At 64.7% G+C, this 21,478-nt stretch carries 21 protein-coding genes; 12 read left to right on the top strand and 9 right to left on the bottom strand.

The window, feature by feature from the left end; genetic code table 11:
- Positions 1 to 72 precede the first annotated feature (72 nt).
- The 5 genes from MTX21_RS15870 (at position 73) to MTX21_RS15850 (ending at position 3,967) form a co-directional block, all read left to right on the top strand.
- Complete coding sequence (locus tag MTX21_RS15870) at positions 73 to 1,560, top strand: DUF1800 domain-containing protein (RefSeq protein ID WP_280965718.1); 1,488 nt, start codon at positions 73 to 75, stop codon at positions 1,558 to 1,560.
- A 2-nt stretch (positions 1,561 to 1,562) separates the two neighbouring features.
- The gene (locus tag MTX21_RS15865; RefSeq protein ID WP_280965717.1) at positions 1,563 to 2,810 is read left to right on the top strand and encodes a DUF1501 domain-containing protein; all 1,248 of its coding nucleotides are present in this window, start codon (positions 1,563 to 1,565) and stop codon (positions 2,808 to 2,810) included.
- 33 nt (positions 2,811 to 2,843) lie between these two features.
- A complete protein-coding gene (locus MTX21_RS15860; RefSeq protein ID WP_280965716.1) occupies positions 2,844 to 3,008 on the top strand; it encodes a hypothetical protein in 165 nt (54 codons plus the stop codon).
- A gap of 162 nt (positions 3,009 to 3,170) precedes the next feature.
- Positions 3,171 to 3,710 (top strand): septal ring lytic transglycosylase RlpA family protein, encoded by a 540-nt coding sequence (locus tag MTX21_RS15855; RefSeq protein WP_280965715.1) that lies wholly within the window; start codon positions 3,171 to 3,173, stop codon positions 3,708 to 3,710.
- Positions 3,711 to 3,811: 101 nt separating this feature from the next.
- Positions 3,812 to 3,967, top strand: a complete 156-nt coding sequence (locus tag MTX21_RS15850) for a hypothetical protein (protein ID WP_198024679.1) — start codon at positions 3,812 to 3,814, stop codon at positions 3,965 to 3,967.
- A 78-nt stretch (positions 3,968 to 4,045) separates the two neighbouring features.
- Here MTX21_RS15850 and MTX21_RS15845 read toward each other — a convergent pair whose 3' ends face one another.
- The 3 genes from MTX21_RS15845 to MTX21_RS15835 all read right to left on the bottom strand — a co-directional run bounded on the left by MTX21_RS15845 (position 4,046) and on the right by MTX21_RS15835 (position 7,555).
- The gene (locus MTX21_RS15845; protein WP_280965714.1) at positions 4,046 to 4,351 is read right to left on the bottom strand and encodes a hypothetical protein; all 306 of its coding nucleotides are present in this window, start codon (positions 4,349 to 4,351) and stop codon (positions 4,046 to 4,048) included.
- A gap of 101 nt (positions 4,352 to 4,452) precedes the next feature.
- On the bottom strand, positions 4,453 to 4,728 hold the full coding sequence (locus MTX21_RS15840) for a hypothetical protein (RefSeq protein ID WP_280965713.1): 276 nt from the start codon (positions 4,726 to 4,728) through the stop codon (positions 4,453 to 4,455).
- Between the two features lie 136 nt (positions 4,729 to 4,864).
- Positions 4,865 to 7,555, bottom strand: coding sequence for an alpha/beta hydrolase fold domain-containing protein (locus tag MTX21_RS15835; RefSeq protein WP_280965712.1), 2,691 nt, complete (start codon positions 7,553 to 7,555; stop codon positions 4,865 to 4,867).
- Positions 7,556 to 7,793: 238 nt separating this feature from the next.
- Between MTX21_RS15835 and MTX21_RS15830 the strand changes: the two genes are divergently transcribed.
- Together MTX21_RS15830 and MTX21_RS15825 are read left to right on the top strand one after the other, a co-directional pair.
- Positions 7,794 to 8,003 carry a hypothetical protein gene (locus tag MTX21_RS15830; protein WP_280965711.1) on the top strand — a complete coding sequence of 70 codons (210 nt, stop codon included), beginning with the start codon at positions 7,794 to 7,796 and terminating at the stop codon, positions 8,001 to 8,003.
- Positions 8,004 to 8,089: 86 nt separating this feature from the next.
- A complete protein-coding gene (locus MTX21_RS15825) occupies positions 8,090 to 9,559 on the top strand; it encodes a carboxylesterase family protein (protein WP_280965710.1) in 1,470 nt (489 codons plus the stop codon).
- A 22-nt stretch (positions 9,560 to 9,581) separates the two neighbouring features.
- On the opposite strand, the gene MTX21_RS15820 is transcribed toward MTX21_RS15825, so the two are convergent.
- On the bottom strand, positions 9,582 to 9,761 hold the full coding sequence (locus tag MTX21_RS15820; protein ID WP_280965709.1) for a hypothetical protein: 180 nt from the start codon (positions 9,759 to 9,761) through the stop codon (positions 9,582 to 9,584).
- A 159-nt stretch (positions 9,762 to 9,920) separates the two neighbouring features.
- Here MTX21_RS15820 and MTX21_RS15815 point away from each other — a divergent pair, with 159 nt between their 5' ends.
- The gene (locus MTX21_RS15815; RefSeq protein WP_280965708.1) at positions 9,921 to 10,715 is read left to right on the top strand and encodes a class III extradiol ring-cleavage dioxygenase; all 795 of its coding nucleotides are present in this window, start codon (positions 9,921 to 9,923) and stop codon (positions 10,713 to 10,715) included.
- A 209-nt stretch (positions 10,716 to 10,924) separates the two neighbouring features.
- Here the strand turns inward: MTX21_RS15815 and MTX21_RS15810 are convergent, their stop codons facing one another.
- From MTX21_RS15810 to glgC, 3 genes are read right to left on the bottom strand one after another with little or no spacing between them, the layout of a single operon-like run.
- A complete protein-coding gene (locus tag MTX21_RS15810) occupies positions 10,925 to 11,185 on the bottom strand; it encodes a SemiSWEET transporter (RefSeq protein WP_279375809.1) in 261 nt (86 codons plus the stop codon).
- A gap of 52 nt (positions 11,186 to 11,237) precedes the next feature.
- A complete protein-coding gene (gene glgA, locus MTX21_RS15805) occupies positions 11,238 to 12,695 on the bottom strand; it encodes a glycogen synthase GlgA (RefSeq protein ID WP_280965707.1) in 1,458 nt (485 codons plus the stop codon).
- The gene (gene glgC, locus MTX21_RS15800; RefSeq protein WP_280965706.1) at positions 12,692 to 13,951 is read right to left on the bottom strand and encodes a glucose-1-phosphate adenylyltransferase; all 1,260 of its coding nucleotides are present in this window, start codon (positions 13,949 to 13,951) and stop codon (positions 12,692 to 12,694) included. The genes glgA and glgC overlap by 4 nt, the downstream gene beginning before the upstream one ends.
- A 384-nt stretch (positions 13,952 to 14,335) precedes the next feature.
- On the opposite strand from glgC, the gene MTX21_RS15795 reads away from it, so the two are divergent.
- A complete protein-coding gene (locus MTX21_RS15795) occupies positions 14,336 to 14,776 on the top strand; it encodes a hypothetical protein (RefSeq protein ID WP_280965705.1) in 441 nt (146 codons plus the stop codon).
- A gap of 226 nt (positions 14,777 to 15,002) precedes the next feature.
- On the opposite strand, the gene MTX21_RS15790 is transcribed toward MTX21_RS15795, so the two are convergent.
- Positions 15,003 to 15,287 carry a hypothetical protein gene (locus MTX21_RS15790; RefSeq protein WP_280965704.1) on the bottom strand — a complete coding sequence of 95 codons (285 nt, stop codon included), beginning with the start codon at positions 15,285 to 15,287 and terminating at the stop codon, positions 15,003 to 15,005.
- 99 nt (positions 15,288 to 15,386) lie between these two features.
- On the opposite strand from MTX21_RS15790, the gene MTX21_RS15785 reads away from it, so the two are divergent.
- Positions 15,387 to 18,458 (top strand): AAA family ATPase, encoded by a 3,072-nt coding sequence (locus tag MTX21_RS15785; protein WP_280965703.1) that lies wholly within the window; start codon positions 15,387 to 15,389, stop codon positions 18,456 to 18,458.
- Between the two features lie 6 nt (positions 18,459 to 18,464).
- On the opposite strand, the gene MTX21_RS15780 is transcribed toward MTX21_RS15785, so the two are convergent.
- Positions 18,465 to 19,562 carry a catalase family protein gene (locus tag MTX21_RS15780; RefSeq protein WP_280965702.1) on the bottom strand — a complete coding sequence of 366 codons (1,098 nt, stop codon included), beginning with the start codon at positions 19,560 to 19,562 and terminating at the stop codon, positions 18,465 to 18,467.
- Between the two features lie 623 nt (positions 19,563 to 20,185).
- Here MTX21_RS15780 and MTX21_RS15775 point away from each other — a divergent pair.
- Together MTX21_RS15775 and MTX21_RS15770 are read left to right on the top strand one after the other, a co-directional pair.
- Entirely contained in the window at positions 20,186 to 21,031 is an 846-nt protein-coding gene (locus tag MTX21_RS15775) for a CmcJ/NvfI family oxidoreductase (RefSeq protein WP_280965701.1), read from the top strand.
- Positions 21,032 to 21,134: 103 nt separating this feature from the next.
- Positions 21,135 to 21,446 (top strand): septal ring lytic transglycosylase RlpA family protein, encoded by a 312-nt coding sequence (locus MTX21_RS15770; RefSeq protein WP_280965700.1) that lies wholly within the window; start codon positions 21,135 to 21,137, stop codon positions 21,444 to 21,446.
- The last annotated feature ends 32 nt before the right edge of the window (positions 21,447 to 21,478 follow it).

Genomic DNA, 21,478 nt, shown 5'->3' with positions numbered 1-21,478 from the left:
TACGGTTCGTAACTTCCGACGGGCGGCTCCTACGCCGCCCGTCCGATAGCCTCCGAGAATTGGGCGTTCGCCATGAGCAATTCTGCAAAGGCCGAAGCTGTGCTGGCCCTTCATCGCTTCGGGATGGGGCCGCGACCTGGATCGATTGCGGCTGTCGGGACTGACCCGCGCGGCGCCCTGATCGCCGAGCTCGACCGACCGCTCGCACTGGCTGCCGCGGCCACCCTTCCGTCCAGCGCCAAGGCCTTCCGCACGGTAGCCGACGCCAATGCGCGGCGAACCGCGCGCGCCAAGCAGGCCCAGCAGCAAGCGAAGAAGCAGCAGATGGCTGCGGTGCCCGCCATGGCGGAAGATCAGACTCAAGCGCAAGCCCAAACGCAAATCCAGGGGCAGGCGCAGGGTCAGAGCGAGGCGAAGGATGCCGCCGAGATGGCGGCGAAGAAGGCGGCCGAAGCCATTCCTGATCCGGGACGGCCGATCTACTTGCAGGAGGCCAAGCTGCGCACCGAGGCCGCGCTTGCCGCCGATATCGGGTTCGCCGAGCGCCTGGTGTGGTTCTGGTCCAACCATTTCTGTGTCTCGGCCAACAAAATCCAGAGCATGTCCGGCGCCTATGAGCGCGAGGTCATTCGCGCCAATGCGTTCGGTCGTTTCGTCGATATGCTCCAGGCGGCCGAGGGCCATCCCGCGATGCTGTTCTATCTCGACAATCTCGAGTCGATGGGTGCGAACTCGACTGCCGGCATCAATCGCAGCCGCGGCCTCAACGAGAACTTCGCGCGCGAGATCGTGGAGCTGCACACGCTGGGCGTACGCACCGGCTACACCCAGGACGACGTCATCAGCTTCGCCAACATCCTGACCGGCTGGACGCTGGTGCCGCCGGGTGCGGATCCCCAGCACGGTGGCGAGTTCACTTTCAATCCGCGGCTGCACGAGCCCGGCGGGCAGACCGTGCTCGGCAAACGCTACGAGCAGGAGGATGTTGAGCAGGGCCGGGCCGTGTTGCGCGACCTTGCCGCGCATCCGGCGACCGCGACCCATGTCGCGACCAAGCTCGCGCGCCATTTCGTCGCCGACGAGCCGCCGCCGGCGCTGGTCGAACAGATGGCGAAGGCCTTCCGTAACACCGAAGGCGATCTCAAGCAGGTCGCGATCGCGATGGTGTCCTCCGACGAAGCTTGGCGCGGGCCGCCGTCAAAACTCAAGCGCCCCGGCGAGTGGGTCGTCGGCATGGTGCGCGCGACCGGCATCACGCAGGTCGATCCGGTACGCTATACCGGGGGCCAGGATCTCCTCGGCGAGGGGTTGTGGCGTCCGTTCGCGCCCAAGGGCTATCCGGACGACGAGGCAAGCTGGATCGACGGCGTCGGACGGCGGCTCGACGTCGCCAACTATTTTGCCGAGCGCGTGACGGGCATCACAGACCCTCAGGCAATCATCGATAACGTCTTCGCGTCCGAGATCTCACCCGAGGTGAAGCAAGCGGTCGGGCGCGCCGAGAGCCGGCAGCAGGCGCTGGCGCTGTTGTTCATGTCGGCGGATTTTCAGAGGAGGTGAGCATGAGCATCATCCACCTGCCCACGCGGCGCGAGCTCCTGGTCGGCTCCGGTGCGCTGTTCGCCTGGAGCCAGATGCCGCGGCTTGCGCGCGCCGAGGGGCGCGATCCGCGCCTGCTCGTCATCATCCTGCGCGGCGCGCTCGACGGGCTTGGTGCGGTCGCACCGGTCGGCGATCCCGACTGGATCTCCCTGCGCGGCGATCGTGCGCTGGTGCTCGACGGCAAGACGCCCGCGCTGCCGCTCGATTCCTTGTTCGCGCTCAATCCGGCGATGCCGAACCTGCATCGGCTTTACAAGAGCAAGCAGGCCTCGATCGTGCATGCGACGGCGACGCCCTATCGCGAGCGCTCGCATTTCGACGGCCAGGACGTGCTGGAAAGCGGCATCGCCAGACCTGGCGCGACCGGTTCGGGATGGCTCAATCGCGCATTGCTCGCACTGGAATCGGGCGGCCGCGTCGACCCGCACGGCAGCCGCGCGCTCGGCATCGGTTCGGTGACGCCGCTCGTGGTGCGTGGCGCGGCACCCGTGATGACATGGGTGCCACAGAAGCTGTTGCCCGCGAGCGCGGATACGCAGAACCGCCTGCTCGATCTCTACCGGCACACCGACCCGAAGCTTGCGAGCGTACTCCAGGCGCGTATGAAGCTCGCCTCGCTCGATGGTACGCCCGCGATGGGCGATCCAATGTCGGACGATCCGACGCTGGCGCCGCCCGGCATCGCGCGCGTGCGCGCCTATTTTGCAGATGCCGCCGGCACTGCCGCGCGTTATCTCGCCAAGCCGGACGGCCCGCGTGTCGGCGCCATGGGCTTCGTCGGCTGGGACACGCACATCGCCGAAGGCGCGGCCTCGGGCCAGCTTTTCAATCTCCTCGGCGCGCTCGACGGCGCGCTGGCCGCAATCGAGAGCAACATGGGCGAGACCTGGCACGAGACCGTGGTCGCCGTCGTCACCGAATTCGGGCGCACCGCGCGCATCAACGGCACGCAGGGGACGGACCACGGCACCGGCACGGTCGCCTTCCTCGCCGGCGGCGCGCTCGCCGCTGGCCGTGTGATTGCAGACTGGCCGGGACTGAAGCCGGCGCAGCTCTTCGAGGATCGCGACCTCAAGCCCACTGTCGACTTGCGCGCCGTGCTGAAGGGCCTGCTCAGGGATCATCTGCGCGTCGAGGAGAATCTGCTCGCCAGCGCCGTCTTCCCCGACAGCGCAGATGTCAGGCCGATGGGAGGTCTCGTCGGCTGACCGCGTAACGTGTCCAACCGGATCAGGTTCGTCATGTGCACACTGACACAACGAGACCTCGACTTTCTGGCCAGCCTGACGACGCGCTGGCAGTGGCTCTACTGGCGCGAGCTCGCACGGATTCTCAAGGAGGACGTGCGGGCCGATAAGCCCCGGCTGGGCGACCGCACGGTGACGTTGCGCATCGTCTCGCGCTGATTTAGGGCCGATCCGGCGCGGATCTGTCCCGATTCAGGACATTAACTGTGGTGGAATCGTCACAGCCAGCGTGAAACGGCTGTCGCCGCAGGCCTGCTTTCCTTCCGCCAAGGTTCTGCCCCCATTGCCGACCGAACTTAAGGTTGTTCGGAGGGGCGTATCATGTCTCGCTTTGCACGTGCCGAAAGTGCCCGGATTTCCCACGCAATCTCATGCCGCCAACCGGCCCGCTTCCTGTTCGTCGCGATCGGGGCCGCCTCGCTCGCCGCATGTGCGCAATCGCCGGCCGGCCGCCAGGCGGCCTCCGGATTTGGCGGGGCCAGCCGTCAGGCCGCGGTCGAGCGGCCTCACAAGGTTGCAGCCCTGCATCCGCGACCGATCAGGCGGGCGCGCGCGCCGGACGGTAGAGGCAACACCGCACAAGCCCGCTCGCACGGCGTTGCCAGCTTCTACTCGGACACGGAGACCGCGAGCGGCGAGAAGTACGACAAGAACGAATTGACCGCAGCGCATCCGACCCTGCCGTTCGGCACGCGCCTGCGCGTCACCGATGTCTCCAGCGGCCGTTCCGTCACCGTCAGGGTCAACGATCGCGGACCCTATGTCCGCGGGCGCGTTGTCGACGTTTCCCATTCCGCCGCCGAGGCGCTCGGCATGGTGGACAAGGGCATCGTCAACGTCAGGCTCGACGTCGTGCATTAAGGCCGGTCGATCGACATCGAAGCGTCGCGCTTAACCGGCTGTTAGCCGCTCTGGCGCACCATGGGTGCCCAAACAAATCGGGGCTCTCGGGGAGGCGGCGCTTGAACACGATCCAGTATCTCGAAGATCAGGCCGCGCGCGCCGAGCGGCTGGCCAAACGGATCACTGATACGCGGACGATCGAACAGCTCCTGACTTTCGCCGGTGAACGCCGCCGCGAGATCGAGGTCATCGCCGGCAGATACCAGCGCGCATAACGCTCCCAAACCATGCTCTGAGTTGCCACACGAAAAACACCGCGGATGCGGCGCTTTTTTGTGCTTGCGGAAGTAAGATCAGGTGTGGCTCTCGACGAAGTCGCTGAGATAGTCGGGCAGCGTCACCCCATCGATATCGCAGCGCGCCCGGATTTCGCCGACGATCTCGGTCGAGATGTCTCTCGTCCAATGTTCGAGCGTGTTGAATGAAATCACGCAGATCGGATCGTGGAAGCAGCCGGCGACGAGTTCGTCGATCGTAGCTTCGATGTCGTTTCGCTCGACGCGGATTTCAGTCGCGTCGTCGAGGCGATCGATTACGACGAACAGGGTCTGATCTGCGCCATAAGGCACGATCGGGGATGATAGACCCGCTTCAGGCATCGCAGGCACTCACGCCGTTTCTGATGACCGATAACGGGAAAATCCGGCAGAGGGTTCCTACAACTTGTCGTGCGCGTGAAGACGAGACCTGCCGCGCGCGGTCAGAGAAATTCCCGCAAGCGCGACAGTTCTGCGATGTGCTCGGGCGACAGGATTGCCGTGACCAGCGGCGGCTGCGGCGTGGCGCGGATCTCATAGAGATGACGCGTCGCGGCGGGCTTGCCCATGAAGGCCGAGATGCACTGGTCGAGCGTGCCCTCGATCACCTGGTAGGAGGTACGATCAGGTCGCCGCTGGTTTCCGAGCGAAGGCCATTTGAGCAGCACGGCGGCTGCACCGAAATCGATCTTGGAAGCCCTGGTAGATGCGTCTCCCATGTTCTTCCCCTTCACGCAAAAAGAACCCCAGCACGCGTACTTGCGTGCCGGGGCCAACACACCCTATCGCTGCATCTCAATGCCACGAGTTACCAACGTGGCTGCCGGAAAATGGTTCCCGGCGGGCCATCGCCGGTTAGCTCGCTGCCGCCGCGATTCTCTGCCCCGGCCTGGCCTCACCATTGCTGGTCTCGTCGCCGCGTCGTACCTCCGGCGGAAGTCCCGCGAAGCGCCGCAACGCCTCGGCCATCTGTACGCGGCCGGGCACGCCGGTGATCACCACATCGACCATCGTGAAGGACGAGTGGAAATGGCCGCGCGCCTTGAGCTGCTCGACCGGAACGCCGGCGGCGGCGAGCGCCTCGGCATAGGCGATGCCCTCGTCACGCAGGGGATCGAACTCGCACGTTACGATGAAGGCCGGCGGCAGGCCTGCGACCTTGCCGCGCAGCGGCGAGGCGCGCGGATCGGTGCGGTCTGCCGGCGAGCAGTAGAGGTCCCAGAACCAGTACATCAGCGACCGCGTCAGGAAATAGCCGGTCGCATTGTCGTTGTAGGACGGCCGGTCGAAGCTGCAATCGGTGACCGGGCACACCAGGAGCTGGCCGGCGATCTCCGGGCCGCCCCGGTCGCGCGCGAGCTGGCAGGTGACGGCGGCGACGTTGCCGCCGGCGCTCCAGCCCGCGACCAGCACGGGATCGGGCGTGCCGCCGAGCTCGGCGGCGTGCTCGGCAATCCAGCGCGTAGCCGCATAACCGTCCTCGGCTGCGGCCGGGAAGCGATGCTCGGGCGCGTGGCGATAGTCGACGCTGACGAAGATCATGCCGGTCCGCCGCACCATGTCGCGGCAGAACGGATCGTCGGATTGCTCGTCGCCGAGTACCCAGCCGCCGCCATGGAAGTAGACCACGATCGGATGCGGCCCGGGCGTCGCCGGCCGATACAGCCGATAGGGCAGCGGGCCGTCGCTGCCGGGCAGGGTGCCGTCGACGATTTCGCCGATCGGCCGGCCCGCAGGCCGGCTCTTGTTGAACTCGCTGACGAAGGCGCGCGCGCCGAGCGCGCCCATCGACTCGATCGGCGGCAGGTTCAACTGCGTGAGCAGGTTCAGCACCAGCCGCACGTCCGGTTGCAGGCGCACGATCTCGCCGTCATTGCACTGTGCGGCGAGGTTCGGGCCGGTGAGGCGGAAGCCGAGCATGCCGCGGCCGATGACCTCGTCGCAGATGCTGCGATAGGGGCCGACGCCGCCGGTATAGGGCATCAGCGCATGTACCTTGCCGGGCACGTTGGCGCCCGTGTACCAGGTGTTGGCGAGCCGGTGCAGCGTCAGCATCGAACAGTCGGCCATATGCCGGCCCCAGCCGGCCTGCGCCGTCTCGGTGGCCTCGATGGTGGAGAAGCCGGCGTCGCGAAGTGCGGCGAGCCGGTCGACCACCCAGTCGACATGCTGCTCGATCGACACCGCCATGTTCGACAGCACCGACGGGCTGCCGGGCCCGGTGATCATGAAGAAGTTCGGGAAGCCCGCGACCGTCAGCCCGAGATAGGTTTGCGGCCCCTGTGCCCAGACGTCGGACAGCGACTTGCCGCTGCGTCCGGTGATCGGATGCACCGCGCGGATCGCGCCGGTCATGGCGTCGAAGCCGGTCGCGAATACGATCACGTCGACGTCGAAGCTGCGCTTGTCGGTGCTGATGGCGTTGGCGCTGATCGCCTTGATCGGCTCCTGGCGCAGATTGACCAGCGTGACGTTCGGCCGGTTGTAGGTCGCGTAGTAATTGGTGTCGAGGCAGGGACGTTTTGCGCCGAAGGGATGATCGTGCGGCGTCAGCGCTGCGGCGGTTTCGGGGTCCTTGACCGCGGCGCGGATCTTCTCGCGGATCAGGTCCGAGACGATGTTGTTGCCGTCAAGGTCGGCGCCCTGATCGGCCCAGAGCTGCGTCAGGATGTAGACGAGATCGCCCTTGCTCCATGCCTCCTCAAAGCGCGCGCGACGCTCTGCATCGCTCAATTGCCAGCTCACGGCCATCTGCTGCGGATAGGGTACGCCCGTCATCGATTGGCGCGCCTGCTCGCGATAGGCGGCACGGTCGCCTTGCAACAGGCTCATGCGGTCGACCGGCGCCGGCCCGTTATGTGCGGGCAGCGCAAAATTCGGCGTGCGCTGGAACACGGTGAGATGCGCGGCCTGTTCGGCGATCAGTGGGATCGACTGGATGCCGGAGGAGCCCGTGCCGATCACCGCAACGCGCTTGCCGGCAAGGTTGACTCCCTCATGCGGCCAGCGCCCGGTGAAATAGATCTCGCCCTGAAAATCCTTGACGCCGTCGATCTCCGGCGGCTTGGGTGCCGAGAGGCAGCCGGTCGCCATGATGTAATAGCGGCAGGCGACGGATGCGCCGTCGTCGGTGGTGAGGTGCCAGCGCTCGGTCGCTTCGTCCCATTTGGCTTCCGTGACCTTGGTCTTGAAGCGGATGTCGCGGCGCAGATCGTAACGGTCGGCGACGAAGCCGAGATAGCGCAGGATCTCGGGCTGGGTCGCGTATTTCTCCGACCAGGTCCAGGCGGTCTCGAGATCGGGATCGAAAGTGTAGCTGTAGTCGATGGTCTGGATGTCGCAGCGCGCGCCGGGATAGCGGTTCCAGTACCAGGTGCCGCCGACATCGCCGGCCTCTTCCAGGGCGACCGTCGAGAAGCCGGCCTTGCGCAGGCGATGCAGGAGATAGAGGCCGGCAAAGCCGGCGCCGACCACGGCGACATCGACCTGCTGGATGGCTCCGCTCGCGGCGTCAGGAGCACGTGCAGCGACCACTGCATCAGGCATAGCATTCCTCCCGTGCGTTTTCTTTTGCCGGCAGGCTATCGCCGCAGGCCCGTCCTGTCATCAGGACAAATTCAATCTTCGGTAGCCGTTTGCGGCGTTACAGTGGCAACGCGAATGTCGTCGCGACACACGCATCGCGGCGCATAACAGCGCCATATGCGTGATTTTCCGGACTAATCAGGCGGATAGCTTCTGTGTATGCTGCGCTTTTCGTTACCCATGCGTATTGATCAGCGCCATGACAGAATTGAGTGAGCGAACCAAAGCCAATATGGACGTCGTCCTGGAGGAGACGTGCCGCCAATTGCCGCATGGCGGCGATCACGACAGTCGCAGATTCATCGCCGAGCACCTGATCAAGGCAGCCCAATCCGGGCACGCAACGCTCGGTGAACTCGGCATCGTCGCCCGGCGCGCACTCGCGGAGCTCACCGGCAAGAGCAACTAGGCACGACATCGCGCCGGGCTTGCCTCGCTGCCCGCCGCGGACGTAACTTCTCGGGGAACCATTCCGCGCATCGAGATCTCCCGAAGATGCGGTCCTTGCTTGCGCTCGCTCTGGCTTCCGCAATCCTGTGCTGCGCCGGCCTCGCCGCGGCTCAGCCGGTCGGCCAGTTTCCGTTTGCCCTGACGCGCGAAGGACAGATGCTTGGCGCCGTGGAAGGCGAGGTGGCCTCCTTCAAGGGACTTGCCTACGCCGCGCCGCCGGTCGGCCCGCTGCGCTGGCGTCCGCCGGAGGCAACGGCGGAAAGCTCGGAGATGCGCACCGCCTACGACTACGCTGCGCCTTGTCTGCAGCCGTCGCTGCCGGGCGCGAGCGAGGATTGCCTCACGCTCAACGTGTTTCGTCCCTTCGGGGTCGACGGCCCGCTGCCGGTGATGGTGTTCATCCATGGCGGCGCGTTCGTCTCAGGCACCGCCAACGATCCGCTGTTCGACGGTGCAAGGCTCGCGCAGGCCGGGCTCATCGTTGTGACCGTGAATTATCGCCTCGGCGCGCTCGGCTGGCTCACTCATCCCGCGCTGTCGGAAGGTGGCTCCGGCAATTTTGGACTGATGGACCAGATCGCGGCGCTGCATTGGGTCCACGACAACATCGCGGCGTTCGGCGGTGATCCAGCCAACGTCACCCTGTTCGGCTCCGGCGCGGGCGCGACATCGATCGCGCTTCTGATGCTGTGCAGAGAGGCGCGCGATCTGTTCCAGAGAGCCATTCTTCAATCAGTGCCGGGCCGTGCGCGCCTGCGCTCACAGCAGGAGGCGGAGACCCTGGGCCGACGGTTCGTTACCGCGCTCGGGCAGGATGGCAGGGAGACCGATCCGCGCGCGATCGAGCCCGGACGCCTGCTTGCCGCCGCAAAACGCCTGCTCGCAAAATCTGCGCACGGCTTTGCGCCGATCGCCGATGGAGTCCTGGCGGCGGAAGATATCGCGGCGGGGTTTGCGGCCGGCCATGAAAGCCGCATTCCCCTGATCATCGGCTCGAACGACGACGAGACGCGTTTCGACAGCGAGCGCGATGTGAAAGATGAGCTTGCATCCTCGGGCACCGGCAGCGACGAGCTGCGCAAGCTCTATCCTGATGTGGCCAAGCCGCCGGACCTCGCGGCGCGCTTCTACACCGACAAGGTCTACTCCGAGCCCGTGAGATTGCTGTCGCGCCTGCATGCCGCGAGTGGCGCGCCGACTTTCCGCTATCGCTTCGCCTACATTCCCAAAGCCCGGCGCGGAAGTTCCGAGGAGGGGCACGGCCGCGAGCTGCAGTTCATCTTCGGCGTGGAAGGCGTACCGGGCGCGGGAATCTTCTCGCGGCAAGACCGCGAGGTCGCGCGTCGCCTGCGCGCCTACTGGATCAACTTCGCCAGATCCGGTGATCCCAACGGCCCGGACCTGCCGCATTGGGATTCGGCCGCGGGTCGCGACCGTCTGCTGCTGATCACGAATGATCGCATCACGAGCGGCGAGGATCCCTGGCAGGAGCGGCTGGACCGGATCACGCGATAGAGATTTGAGAGGAGATTTGAAGTTATGCCGCGAGTTCGACGCGGGGCGCCGGCGTCAGGCGGTCTTCCTCCAGGTAGTCCATCGCGCCGTCTTTCTCGACGGCATAGAACTGCTGACCTTCCTTCGACTTGAAGGCTGCGCGTACCACGCCGCGGCGGCCCTTGTCACTGTTGACGACGTCCCCCAGCGAAAACTTCCTCATCTTCCGTCCTGCTTGTCTTCTGGCCGAGTGCTTCGGCCACGGTACGGATTTTGGGCGGCAAATCGTTAACGACTTGCTAACCATACGGGTTTGCCTATGCTCCCCGCCGGTGGCGCGGCAAACGCACGCGCATGTTGCCAAACAGACGAGCCGACATCCATGATGCGATTTCCGACCTTCTTCCTGTCGCATGGCGGCGGCCCCTGGCCGTTCATGGAGGACAGGCGGGTGCAATATGCGAAGACCGCCGAGGTGTTCGGCCACCTGCCGCAGCTTCTGCCGGCAAGGCCGAAGGCGGTGCTCGTCATCACCGGCCATTGGGAGGCCGATGCGTTCACCGTGTCGACGTCCGCGCATCCACCGATGGTATATGACTATTACGGTTTCCCCGAGCACACCTATCATCTGAAATATCCGGCGCCTGGCCAGCCCGAGCTCGCTGCCGAGGTGAAGGCGTTGCTCGCGCGCGCCGGCCTCGATTGCCGCGAAGATGCCAATCAGGGTTTTGATCACGGCACCTTCGTGCCGCTCGGCTTAATGTATCCGAACGCCGATATGCCGATCGTGCTGTTGTCGCTGAAATCCGGCTATGACGCGGCTGAACATGTCAGGGTCGGGCAGGCGATCGCGTCGCTGCGCGACGCAGGCATTCTGATCATCGGCAGCGGGCTCACCTATCACAACATGCGCGGCTTCGGGCGGCCGGAGTCGAAACCGGTCTCGTACGAGTTCGAAGCCTATCTGAATGATGCGATCAGCCAACCCGATGCGGCGCGCCGCAACGCCATGCTGGTCGATTGGCAGAACGCACCGAGTGCGCGGCTTGCCCATCCCCGCGAGGATCATTTGCTGCCGCTGATGGTGGCGGCCGGTGCCGCCGGCAGCGACGTCGGCCAGCGTCTGCTCCTCGACGAGGTCGCAAGCGTCGCGATGGCGTCGTACGTGTTCGGATGATCTTCGCCCTCTCCCGCTTGCGGGGAAGGCTATCGCATGTGGTCCTAAAATCCTCGGCCTCATGGTTCGCCTGGCGATGCAAAGCATGGTCCGGAGACGCGCCGGCGCTCCTCACCATGAGGGTCTAAGATTCCGCCGCGAATCGCGACCTCGTCCTGAGGAGCCCGCTATGGCGGACGTCTCGAAGGATGGGCAACGAGGAGGCCGCACTAACCGTATTTCAGCTTCATGAACAATATGCCGCCGGCGAGCAGCATGGTGATGGCATTCGCGGCGACCAGCGGGGCGTCGCCGCTGAGGAGGCCGTAGACGAGCCAAAGCGCCAAGCCCAGCACCATCACCAGGAACATGCCGAGTGAGATGTCCCGGGCCGAGCGGGTCTTCCAAACTTTGATGAATTGCGGCGCATAGGCGACGGTGGTGCAGGTTGCGGCGGCAAAGCCAAGCAGCTTGATGGCGAGCGGTTCCATGCCGGCTCTATAGCACGGATTCGACGGTGGTGATGCGTCAGTTTGAAATGCATCACGGATGTCGCTTGGCGATGAGATCGCGGTAGAGCGCGGCATAGTCGCCCGCCCGGTTGCGCCATGAGACGTCGGTGGAAAGGCCGCTCAGTTGCAGCCGTCGCCACGTCAGCTTGTCATGGAAGGCGATATTGGCCTTGCGCAGCGCGCGTGCGAGGGCGTCCGCTGTCACGGGTGCGAATTTGAAGCCGGTGGCATCGTGGCCGGATGCGTCGGCCTCGCCGATATCGACGATGGTATCCTCAAGACCGCCGACACGGGAGACGATGGGCACGGCGCCATAGCGCAACGCGCAGAGCTGGGTCAGGCCGCATGGCTCGAACCGTGACGGCACGATGAGCGCGTCCGAACCGGCCTGGATCAGATGCGCCAGGATCTCGTCATAGCCGATCACGACCGCGATCCGTCCCGGATTCGCGCGCGCGGCGGCCTGATAGCGATCCTGGAGGTCGCGGTCGCCGCTGCCGAGCAACGCAAGCTGCATGCCTTCGCCGAGGATGGTCGGGATCGCCTCGAGCAGAAGATCGAGACCCTTCTGCCATGACAGCCGGCTGATGACGCCGAGCAACGGCGTCTCCGCAGCGGAATCCAGATTGAACTGCTGCTGCAGCGCGGCCTTGTTCGCGGCCCGAAATGCCAGCTCCTGCGCGCTGAAGCGATAGGCGATGTGCGGATCAGTCTCAGGATTCCAGACCGAGGTGTCGATGCCGTTGAGAACGCCGCTCAGCACGCTTGCGCGTTCGCGCAAGAGACCGCCGAGCCCCATGCCGCCCTCGTCGCTCTGGATCTCATGCGCATAGGTCGGCGACACCGTGGTGATGCGATCGGCGAATTGCAGGCCGGCTTTCAGGAAGCTGATGCCGCCGAAATATTCAACGGCGTGAACGTTGAACGACGCCCAGGGCAGGCCGATGGCGCCGATCAGCTCGCGGTCGAACTTGCCCTGATAGGCCATGTTGTGAATGGTCATCACGGTGCCGGGCCGCGGCCGGTTGTCATAGTGCAGATAGGCGGGTGCGAGCCCGGCTTGCCAGTCGTGGGCGTGCACCACGTCGGGCACGAAGGCCGGGACGAGACCGTGGCCGATGTCGGCGGCGATGCGCGACAGCGCCGCGAAGCGCACGCCGTTGTCCGGCCAGTCGACGCCCTCGGCCGTGACGTAAGGGTTACCGGGCCGCTCGTAGAGATGCGGCACATCGAGCACGAACAGATCGAGCCCGTCGCGGGAGGCTGCAAGCAGGCGGCCCGGTCCGCCGAAATAGTCCGGCCAGCGCCGGATTTCCTCCGCGCCCGTGAGCATCCGCATCACGTCGGGATAGCCCGGCATCAGCGTGCGCATCTCGACGCCATGCGACTTCAGCGCGACCGGCAGTGCGCCGGCGACATCCGCGAGGCCGCCGGTCTTGACGATGGGGTAGACTTCAGAGGCGACCGCGAGAACGCGAACAGGCGTCATGTATTGAGCCTGTCGATCATCGGCTGGGTGATGAGCGAGATGCCCTGCTCGGTGGTGCGGAAGCGCTTGGCGTCGAACTCCGAATCCTCGCCGACGACGAGCCCCTCGGGGATCTCGACGCCGCGGTCGATCACGACGTTCTTCAGCCGTGCGCCACGGCCAACATTCACGTAAGGCATGATAACGGCGTTCTCGACATTGGCGTAGGAATTGACGCGCACACCGGTGAACAGCAGCGAGCGGCGCAGCGACGCGCCTGAGATGATGCAACCGCCCGAGACCAGCGAGCTCACGGCCTGGCCGCGCCGGCTCTCCTCGTCGTGGACGAATTTGGCGGGCGGGGTGATCTCGGCATAGGACCAGATCGGCCAGGCGCGGTCGAACAGGTCGAGCTCCGGCACCACGTCGGTGAGGTCAATATTGGCGGCCCAATAGGCATCGACCGTACCGGCATCGCGCCAGTAGGCCCGACCGTTGCCGGAGCGGACGCAGGAGGTTGAGAACTGATGCGCGATCGCGCGGCCGTTCTTGACGATGTAGGGAATGATGTCCTTGCCGAAATCGTGGTTCGAGTTCGGATCCTCGGCGTCGCGCTTGAGCTCGTCGAACAGGAATTTTGCGTTGAAGACGTAGATGCCCATGCTGGCGAGCGAGACGTCCGGCTTGCCCGGCATCGGTGGCGGATCGGCGGGCTTCTCGAGGAACGACTTGATCCAGCCGTTCTCGTCGACATGCATGATGCCGAAGCCGGAAGATTCCGCGCGCGGCATTTCGAGGCAGCCGACCGTGACGTCGGCGCCGCTCTCGACGTGCTGGCGCAGCATCACCTCGTAATCCATCTTGTAGATGTGATCGCCGGCCAGCACCACGATGAAGCGGGCGTTGTGCGACTCGATGATGTCGATGTTCTGGTAGACCGCGTCGGCCGTGCCGACATACCACATGGTCTCCGAGACGCGCTGGCTTGCGGGGAGGATGTCAAAACTCTCGTTGCGCTCGGGGCGGAAGAAGTTCCAGCCCATCTGCAAATGCCGGATCAGGCTGTGCGCCTTGTACTGGGTCGCGACCGCGATGCGGCGGATGCCGGAGTTCACTGCGTTCGACAGGGTGAAATCGATGATGCGCGACTTGCCGCCGAAATAGACCGCGGGCTTGGCGCGCCGGTCGGTCAACTCTAGCAGCCGGCTTCCCCGTCCGCCGGCCAGGACGAATGCCAGCGCCTGACGGGCGAGCGGCTCATTTCCCACGGCATTCATGTCATCCTCCCACTGACGTCTGGCGCGGGCCGAGGCCTTTTGTCGCGAGGAGCCTGTCGGCCCGGCGCCATTGGAACCGATAGTAGCGGTACGAATAGTAAATCGGAAAGGTAGTCGTTGGTTGCGACCGCGCGGGAAGCTTAATGCTTTGGCCTCTTGCTGCGGGCCCCCTGTTGCAGCCGTGTCATGTCCGCGCGCGGAAACAGAGGTGTTGATCGAGGCTCGGAAAGGCGCGACGTCTGCGGCGAGGCCTGATCACGATTCAGGCAAGTGTGGGTGTCTTGTGCGCTGCACGCGAAATCGAGGCTTTGACTCAGCGCAAAGATGCCCGATCATCGCGGGTCATCCTTTTCCAAGCGAAACGTCAAACAGGGAGTTAAGACGATGAGTATCTGGAAAACGGCAATTGCCGGCTCTCTGGCGGTCACGGTGATCGCCGGTCAGTTGGAGCAGGCATCGGCGGCGCCGATGCCGACCAATGTCGCAGCCATGAAGGCCGTGGCCGGCAATGACACCACGCAGGTGTATTGGCGCGGCGGCTGGGGATGGGGCCTCGGCGGCCTCGCGGCCGGCGCCATCATCGGCGGCGCCATCGCCGCCAGCACCGCGCCTTACGGCTATTATGGCGGTCCGTATTACGGCGGTTACGGGTATCCGGGCCCGTATTATGGCTACGCTCCGGCCTACTATGGCTACGCGCCGGCCTATGGCGGCTATTACGGCTACCGCCGCTACTACAGCTATCGCCCCTACCGTCCATATTACTACGGCTACGCCCGGCCCTGGCGCGCCTATCCTCGTCCCTATTACCGCGCCTATTGGTGATCGAACCGCGCCGGCAAGGCACCCGGGTCAAATAGGGTGCCCGCCTTGCGGAGCGCTCCGGTGTCCGCGTTAGTCGCGGACCGCTGAAAGCAGGTGGCCCGATCGGAAGGCGCGCGCCGGAATCCGTGATCGGACGCGGTGAAGCGGGCATGCGCGCCCATGAAAATCCCGATGCAGATTGCGGCAATGATCGCAATATCGATGCACCATTCCACGGGTCCGGAGCTCATGGCAGCGCGATCGCGGTTGAGAGGTCGGCTTCGGACAGACCGGGGCCAACTGACGCAAAATAGATCGCAATCAGGAAAATACGGCTGAGGATGGCGACGCCCACCATGACCTTGATGTCGTAATGGCGAATAACGAATGCGAAAGGCGGAATCGCCTGGCGTTTTAAAATGCTCATGGCCCACTCCTTGCCAAAAATCCGGGCATCGACCGCCCGCCGACTGAAATGACAGCTTGATGAAAGGCCGTTCGGCGCCTTGCCGGCGTCCCTCAAAATGACCACACGCGATGCTAGTGCCAGCGCGGGGAGCAGGTCTTTAGCGCGTCCTTACATTTGGCTGAGCTTTCCCTTAAGATTGGGGACCATCCGGAGGTCGGAGCGATGCGTACGGACGCGCTTGCCTTTGGTGAATTTCGGCTCGATCGGGCGAACGCGCTATTGTGGCGAGGACGGGAGCGGATCGCGCTGGCGCCGAAGCCGTTCGAGGTTCTTTGCTGTCTGGTCGGCCGCCCCGGCGAGCTCGTCACCAAGGAAGAGCTGCTCGATTCGGTCTGGTCCGACCTGCACGTCAGCGAGTCGAGCCTTGCCGTCGCCATGAACGCGCTGCGCTCGGCGCTCGGCGATGACAGGCAGTCTCCCAACTACATCGAGACGGTCACGCGACGCGGCTATCGCTTCATTGCAGCGGTCACGACCGCCGAGCGGGTTGCAGTCGAACAGGTGGTCGAGGAAGGGGCTTCCGCCGCCGAGCAGATCGTCGATCGACGCCGGCAATGGCGAGTAGGGCGTGCTGCCGCGCTCGAGACGCTGGACAAGGCGTTGCAACTCGCGCGGACCGGGCAGCGTCAGGTCGTCTTCATCACCGGCGAGGCGGGAATCGGCAAAACGACACTCGTTCAAATGACGCTCGACAGGATCGAGCGGCAGGGACTTGGCGTGCTGCATTGTAACTGCAACGAGCTGTTTGGCACCCACGAGGCGTTTCTGCCGCTCATCGAAGCGCTGAACGAGCGCTGCCGCGGCACTGAAGGTGCGTCGTTGCTTGCGTCCATACGCGACCACGCGCCGACCTGGCTCGCGCAGATGCCCGGATTCCTCGGCGAAGCAGATCGCGCCGCCTTCCAGCACGAAGTCTTTGGCGCAACGCGCGAGCGCATGCTGCGCGAATTCGCCGATCTCATGGAAAGCCTCGCCGCCGTGCGCCCATGGGTGATCATTCTCGAAGACCTGCATTGGAGCGATTTCGCAACCGTCGACGTGCTTTCGCGGCTCGCGCGCCGGGATCGGAAGGCGGCGATCCTTGTCCTGGCGACCTATCGGCCCATGGAAGTCGCGGTCGGCGGGCATCCCGTCCGTGCCGTTCACCAGGACTTGCGGATTCACGGGCACGCCGCCGAGCTCGCGCTCGATCGGCTGACCGGCGTCGACGTCGAGCGCTATCTTGCCTTGCGCTTCAACTCTACCGATTTTGCCAGGGACCTTGTCGAGCGCATTTTCGCGCGGACCGGCGGACAGCCGTTGTTCGTAACGTCGCTCGTCGATCATCTCGTGGCGCAAGGTGCGCTCGTCGAGGACGACGCAGGATGGCGGCTGGTCCGCGAAGAGGCCGCCTTGCACGACAGCATGCCGCGTGATCTGGAAGGCATGATCACGCAGCAGATCGATCACCTCACGGCGGAGGAGCGCAGTCTGCTCGAGGTCGCAAGCGCGGCGGGTGCGGAGTTTTCAGCGCTCCAGGTTTCCGGCGTGCTGGACCGCCCCGTGCTGGAGGTCGAGCAAATGTGCGAGGACCTCGCGCGGGCCGGCCGCATCATCGTCGTCGATGGCATCACCGAATGGCCGAACGGAGAGGTCTCCGGGCGTTATGCCTTCCAGCACGCGCTTTACCAGGAGACGCTGTATCAGCGGCTTGCGCCCGCGCGCCGCACCAAAACCCATGCGAGCCTCGGGGCAGGCCTCGAACGGGGATATGGGCCGCAGGCGCGGGAGATCGCTGCCGTGCTCGCGCGCCACTTCGAATTGGGCCGCGATTTCCCCAAGGCGATGCAGTATCTGGGAATGGCTGCCGAGGGCTCGGCGCGGCGGTTCAGCACGCGCGAGGCCGCGAACTATTTGTCTCGGGCCTTGGAGCTGGTGCCGCATCTGCCGCCCGAATTTCAGGTGGCGACGCGTCTGAAGCTGCTGCTCCAGCGAGCGTGGGCCTGGCGCGCCGGTGGCGATTTCCTGAATTCGCTCCAGGACCTCGGCGCGGTGGTCGCACACGCGGCGGAGAACGGACTCGTGCGTGAAGAGGTGAACGCGCTGGTCGATCTCAGCAGGTTCTGTCTTTACGTCGACCGGCGCCAGAGCCTACCGTTCGCCGAACAGGCCCTGGCGAAGAGCCGTGCGATTGACGACGCCGCGTTCGGCGCGCTGGTCCAGGGCAACTTCGCCAATTTGAAGCTGATGCTGCGCGGCTGGGACCGCGAGAATGCGGAGCTTTCCGAGCGCGCATCAAGGCTGATCACGGACTCGCAGGATCTGAGCATGCGGCTCCGGCGCTGCTCGATGGAGATGGTGCTGGAGTTCCTGCGATCGAACTACCCGGCCTGCTGCGAAGCGACGACCAGGGGGAAGGAGCTCGCGCGGCTGCTCGGCGACGTCTACCTGTTCGCGCTCTATGAATCCGTCGAGGCCTTTGCGCAGATCTATCTCGGCGAATGGGGGCGGATGCAAAGGAGCGTCGCCGCTACATTGACCATCTCGGAGCGGAATGCAAATCCGCAGGCCATCGCACTATGTCAGCTCACGATCGGGTGGCTGCATTCCGAGGCCGAGGAATATGGCAGCGCGGCGCGACGCGGGGAGGAGGCGCTCGGCCCGATGATCGAGGCAAATCCGTTCACCTTCTTCGTCGGCAGGAACCTGCTCGCGCGCGCCCACGTCAGGATGCGCAACTTAGCCGTGGCGCGGCAGCATCTCGATGCCCTGGAGCGGCGAATGGAGGTAGACCACGTTCCGATGGAATCGCTGGTCATTCCTCAGTATCTCTTGACCTGCTGCGACTACTGGATCGCGATCGGCGATCTGGATCGCGCCCAGAGTTGGGCCAGCCAGCTTCATGCGGTGACGAGCGCTGCGCCCGACCGGCCGTTTCTCGTGCTGTCTCACGACGCGATGGCGAGAATTGCGCTGCTGAAGCACGACACGCAGACGGCCAGAGACCATCTGTCGGCGGCGATTTCGATCGTCCGTCGTGGCAGGCTGCCGAACGCTGCGTGGCGCGCCTACCGCACGTCCGCGGTGCTCTATGAGAGCCTCGGGCACGCGCAAAAGGCAGCCAAGTGGCAAGACCGCGCCGGCCGGGTGATCGCGTCGCTGGCCCAGTCGCTCGATCCGGGAGATCCGTTGCTGTCGGCGGCGCTTTTCGACGCCAGCCGGGACGTCGGGACCAAAACCACGGGACGGACGTGATCGGGCTCAATCCGGCAAGTCCGCGATCTGTTGCGGCTCTCCGGGCGGCTGCTTGGCGATGCCTTGGTTGTGCTGCTGTCGAAGCGCGCGGGACATGCGGTAGGCATCCCTGCGCACCCGCATGATCGACCCGAGCGGCCGATGCGCCGCCAAGCATCGCCACGGATCGAACGACAGCACCTCATCGGCATAGAGGCGACGCGCGGGACTGTCGGCGGCCTGGCGTGGGAGAGCGATCTTGCCGAGGGCTTGCGGCGGCGAGACGTCCTCCGGCCAATCGATCGAGGCGTCCTCGATCGGCGTTCGCTTCAGGTCGGTGCAGAGCTGTGCACGCAGTTCATACTCGGCCGAATTGTCGCTGAAGAAGGAAACGACGGATTTGAGCACGACATCGTCGCCATCGTGGCAGGGTTGACCGGTGAGCTTGCGAAGCGATTCCGACATCGGTACGACGCGGAGCCTTGCGACATGGTCGCCGAAGCGCAGCGCACCTTCGGTGTGAAAGGTTTCTCCGAGGATGTTGTTGCCGGGATCGCCGAGTGCCCTTAAGAGCATCGGGATGTGAATGCCCGTTTTGTCCGCCAAGGCGACCGCGATACGCGAGAAGAATCCGCCCGCTCTGAACAGGAAATCCGGAAGGATCAGGCTGCGCTCGAAATTGCGCTGTGCGCCGTCGAGATAGGCCTTGGTATCCGCGAAATAGCTGGTGTGATTGACGAGCAGGATATCCTGGTTCGTCGAGTGATCGTCATCGAGCGCCCGCGGGCCGCTCACGCCCAGGACCTTGATGGCGAACCCTCTCGGTGAACGAACGCGATCGCTCTTGTTGAATGCGGTGGAGAGGCGGACGATGATCGGATAGGTGCCTGCCTTTTCGAACAGGCCCTGGCGCAGATGATCCGGCAAATCGTCGTAGACGATGAGCTCGCCCCGGAGAAAGCCGACGCCTTTAGCGTGCTGCTGCCGGGTCCGGTGTCCGTCTTTGCTGCTGGTGAAGTCGCTGGTCCGCTTGATCGAGGCAACGATCGCAGCGACGGCTTCCGCTTCGTCCGGCCGGACTTGTTCGACGGACGGATCATAACGCAGATACTGAGCGGCTGACATGGCGCTGATCTCCAGCCCGAAGGTCGCCTTCCCATTGCGCACGCTTGCGGCCGCTGGGCAGGTTCCATTGTAAGCCCGTAAGCGCAACATGGGCAACCGGAGAGCCAGTCCCGGTGGTCCGGCCGCGCCGTGAGCGAGGCATCGCGTTACCGGCGAAATCTCAGCCTGTAGGCTAGTGCGACGGCGCGCCCAAAGTCCTTATGTGTCCCTTATGTTGTCCTGATCTTTTTCTTAAGGCTGCTGGTCGCACATGCTGAGCCGGCTAGAGCGAGACCACACGATTAGGCTCATACAGGCCAGATGGGCGAGCACGATCGCGGCGAGATGAAGCGGGCCGGCCTTGAGAGAAAGCCCGCGCATCTCGCCACGCCCGTTCAGTGGGCCTCCGGCTTTGCAGCGCATCGCTGAAGAAGCGTTGCGCTGCGTCCGGGGCACGATACCTCACAGCTTCATCAAGCATCCGTGAGGCGAGAAGGACGTTTCTCATCCGGCTGCCATCGTCGAAACGATCCTCCTGCATTCTCCTGTTCCAGCAACAGCCACATTGCTATTTGCATCATCACACTTGCAGCGCACTACGCCCCGTCAAAAATCAGGAAGACGAGCAAATCGGGAGACCGGCCATGGGCCTGCAAGAAACAAAAATCGAATCGCTTCCCTTCGTCACCGCCGAACTCAACTACCTCGCGCCGACAACGGCCAAGCCTCGCACCTACGCCTTCGATCCGCCGCCGGGTGAGCCGAAGAGCACGGCGCTGCCCGAGCCGCATCAGGTCCCGATCTTCGATGCACGCCTGATCGCCGAGCACTTCTCGCTCGACCGCGAGGGTTTTGCGCTGGTCCGCCATCCGACGCGGGTCAAGGATTTCTACAACGATGAAGAGGTGAGGGCAGTCTACTATCCCGTCGTCGAGGCCTTCCTGCGTGCGACGCTGAAGGCCGACCGCGTCGTCATCTTCGATCACACCGTGCGCAAGCGCGTCGATGGCGCTGCCGACATTCGCGGCGCCGGGCCGCGCCAGCCCGCAACGCGCGTTCACGTCGACCAGACTATTACCTCCGGCGCCAACCGCGTGCGCGAGCATCTGCCTGACGAAGCCGAGGAGCTGCTCAAGGGGCGTGTGCAGGTGATCAATCTGTGGCGACCGATCCGCGGCCCCTTGCGCGATTCACCGCTCGCGATGGCCGACGGCACGACGGTGGCTCCCGACGATCTCGTCGCGTCTGATCTGATCTATCCCAACCGCAGCGGCGAGACCTATTCGGTGAAATACAATCCGAACCACCGCTGGTTCTATTTCCCCGAGATGACGCCGGACGAGGCGTTGTTGCTGAAGTGCTACGACTCCGCAACCGACGGCCGCACCCGCTTCGGGCCGCACACCGCCTTCGTCGACCCGACCACGCCGGCCGACGCACCGCCGCGCGAGAGCATCGAGTTGCGCACACTTGTCTTTCACAATCGGTAACAATGTTTGACGACGCTGCCGGGCTCAGCCCGGCAGTGTTTTGGGAACTCAGGGAACAAGTCGACGTTTGCAGCACCGGGCAGGGCTAACCGGGAGCGGTGTCGTGCGAGCGCTGACGACGCTATTCTTTTGTCTTGCCTTTAGTCTTTCCAGTCTTTCTCTGGCTCATGCCGAAAGCGGACTTGCTTCATACTACGGATACGGAAGATCCGCCAGAAGCGGCGGAATGACCTGCGCGCACCGGACGCGTCCCTTTGGCAGCGTGCTCACAGTGTCCTATGGTGGACGTTCGATCCAGTGCCGCGTCAATGATCGCGGCCCCTTCATCCGCGGCCGCATCGTCGATCTCTCCGTCCCCGCCGCCCGCGCGCTCGGCATGATGAGCGCCGGCGTGGTGCGGGTCTCGGTGGACTAAGCTTCCATACTGCCGCGAACGACGCTGGTGCT

Source organism: Bradyrhizobium sp. ISRA430 (assembly GCF_029909975.1).
GTDB lineage: Bacteria > Pseudomonadota > Alphaproteobacteria > Rhizobiales > Xanthobacteraceae > Bradyrhizobium.
Note: the sequence above shows the minus strand (reverse complement) of the source record. Positions and strands in the feature narration are given on the sequence as shown.

Bases quoted from the DNA above. Each gene is read 5' to 3' on its own strand.
- MTX21_RS15870 (WP_280965718.1), top strand. From the start codon at position 73: ATGAGCAATTCTGCAAAGGCCGAAGCTGTGCTGGCCCTTCATCGCTTC.
- MTX21_RS15865 (WP_280965717.1), top strand. From the start codon at position 1,563: ATGAGCATCATCCACCTGCCCACGCGGCGCGAGCTCCTGGTCGGCTCC.
- MTX21_RS15860 (WP_280965716.1), top strand. From the start codon at position 2,844: ATGTGCACACTGACACAACGAGACCTCGACTTTCTGGCCAGCCTGACG.
- MTX21_RS15855 (WP_280965715.1), top strand. From the start codon at position 3,171: ATGTCTCGCTTTGCACGTGCCGAAAGTGCCCGGATTTCCCACGCAATC.
- MTX21_RS15845 (WP_280965714.1), bottom strand. From the start codon at position 4,351: ATGCCTGAAGCGGGTCTATCATCCCCGATCGTGCCTTATGGCGCAGAT.
- MTX21_RS15840 (WP_280965713.1), bottom strand. From the start codon at position 4,728: ATGGGAGACGCATCTACCAGGGCTTCCAAGATCGATTTCGGTGCAGCC.
- MTX21_RS15835 (WP_280965712.1), bottom strand. From the start codon at position 7,555: ATGCCTGATGCAGTGGTCGCTGCACGTGCTCCTGACGCCGCGAGCGGA.
- MTX21_RS15830 (WP_280965711.1), top strand. From the start codon at position 7,794: ATGACAGAATTGAGTGAGCGAACCAAAGCCAATATGGACGTCGTCCTG.
- MTX21_RS15825 (WP_280965710.1), top strand. From the start codon at position 8,090: ATGCGGTCCTTGCTTGCGCTCGCTCTGGCTTCCGCAATCCTGTGCTGC.
- MTX21_RS15820 (WP_280965709.1), bottom strand. From the start codon at position 9,761: ATGAGGAAGTTTTCGCTGGGGGACGTCGTCAACAGTGACAAGGGCCGC.
- MTX21_RS15815 (WP_280965708.1), top strand. From the start codon at position 9,921: ATGATGCGATTTCCGACCTTCTTCCTGTCGCATGGCGGCGGCCCCTGG.
- MTX21_RS15810 (WP_279375809.1), bottom strand. From the start codon at position 11,185: ATGGAACCGCTCGCCATCAAGCTGCTTGGCTTTGCCGCCGCAACCTGC.
- glgA (WP_280965707.1), bottom strand. From the start codon at position 12,695: ATGACGCCTGTTCGCGTTCTCGCGGTCGCCTCTGAAGTCTACCCCATC.
- glgC (WP_280965706.1), bottom strand. From the start codon at position 13,951: ATGAATGCCGTGGGAAATGAGCCGCTCGCCCGTCAGGCGCTGGCATTC.
- MTX21_RS15795 (WP_280965705.1), top strand. From the start codon at position 14,336: ATGAGTATCTGGAAAACGGCAATTGCCGGCTCTCTGGCGGTCACGGTG.
- MTX21_RS15785 (WP_280965703.1), top strand. From the start codon at position 15,387: ATGCGTACGGACGCGCTTGCCTTTGGTGAATTTCGGCTCGATCGGGCG.
- MTX21_RS15780 (WP_280965702.1), bottom strand. From the start codon at position 19,562: ATGTCAGCCGCTCAGTATCTGCGTTATGATCCGTCCGTCGAACAAGTC.
- MTX21_RS15775 (WP_280965701.1), top strand. From the start codon at position 20,186: ATGGGCCTGCAAGAAACAAAAATCGAATCGCTTCCCTTCGTCACCGCC.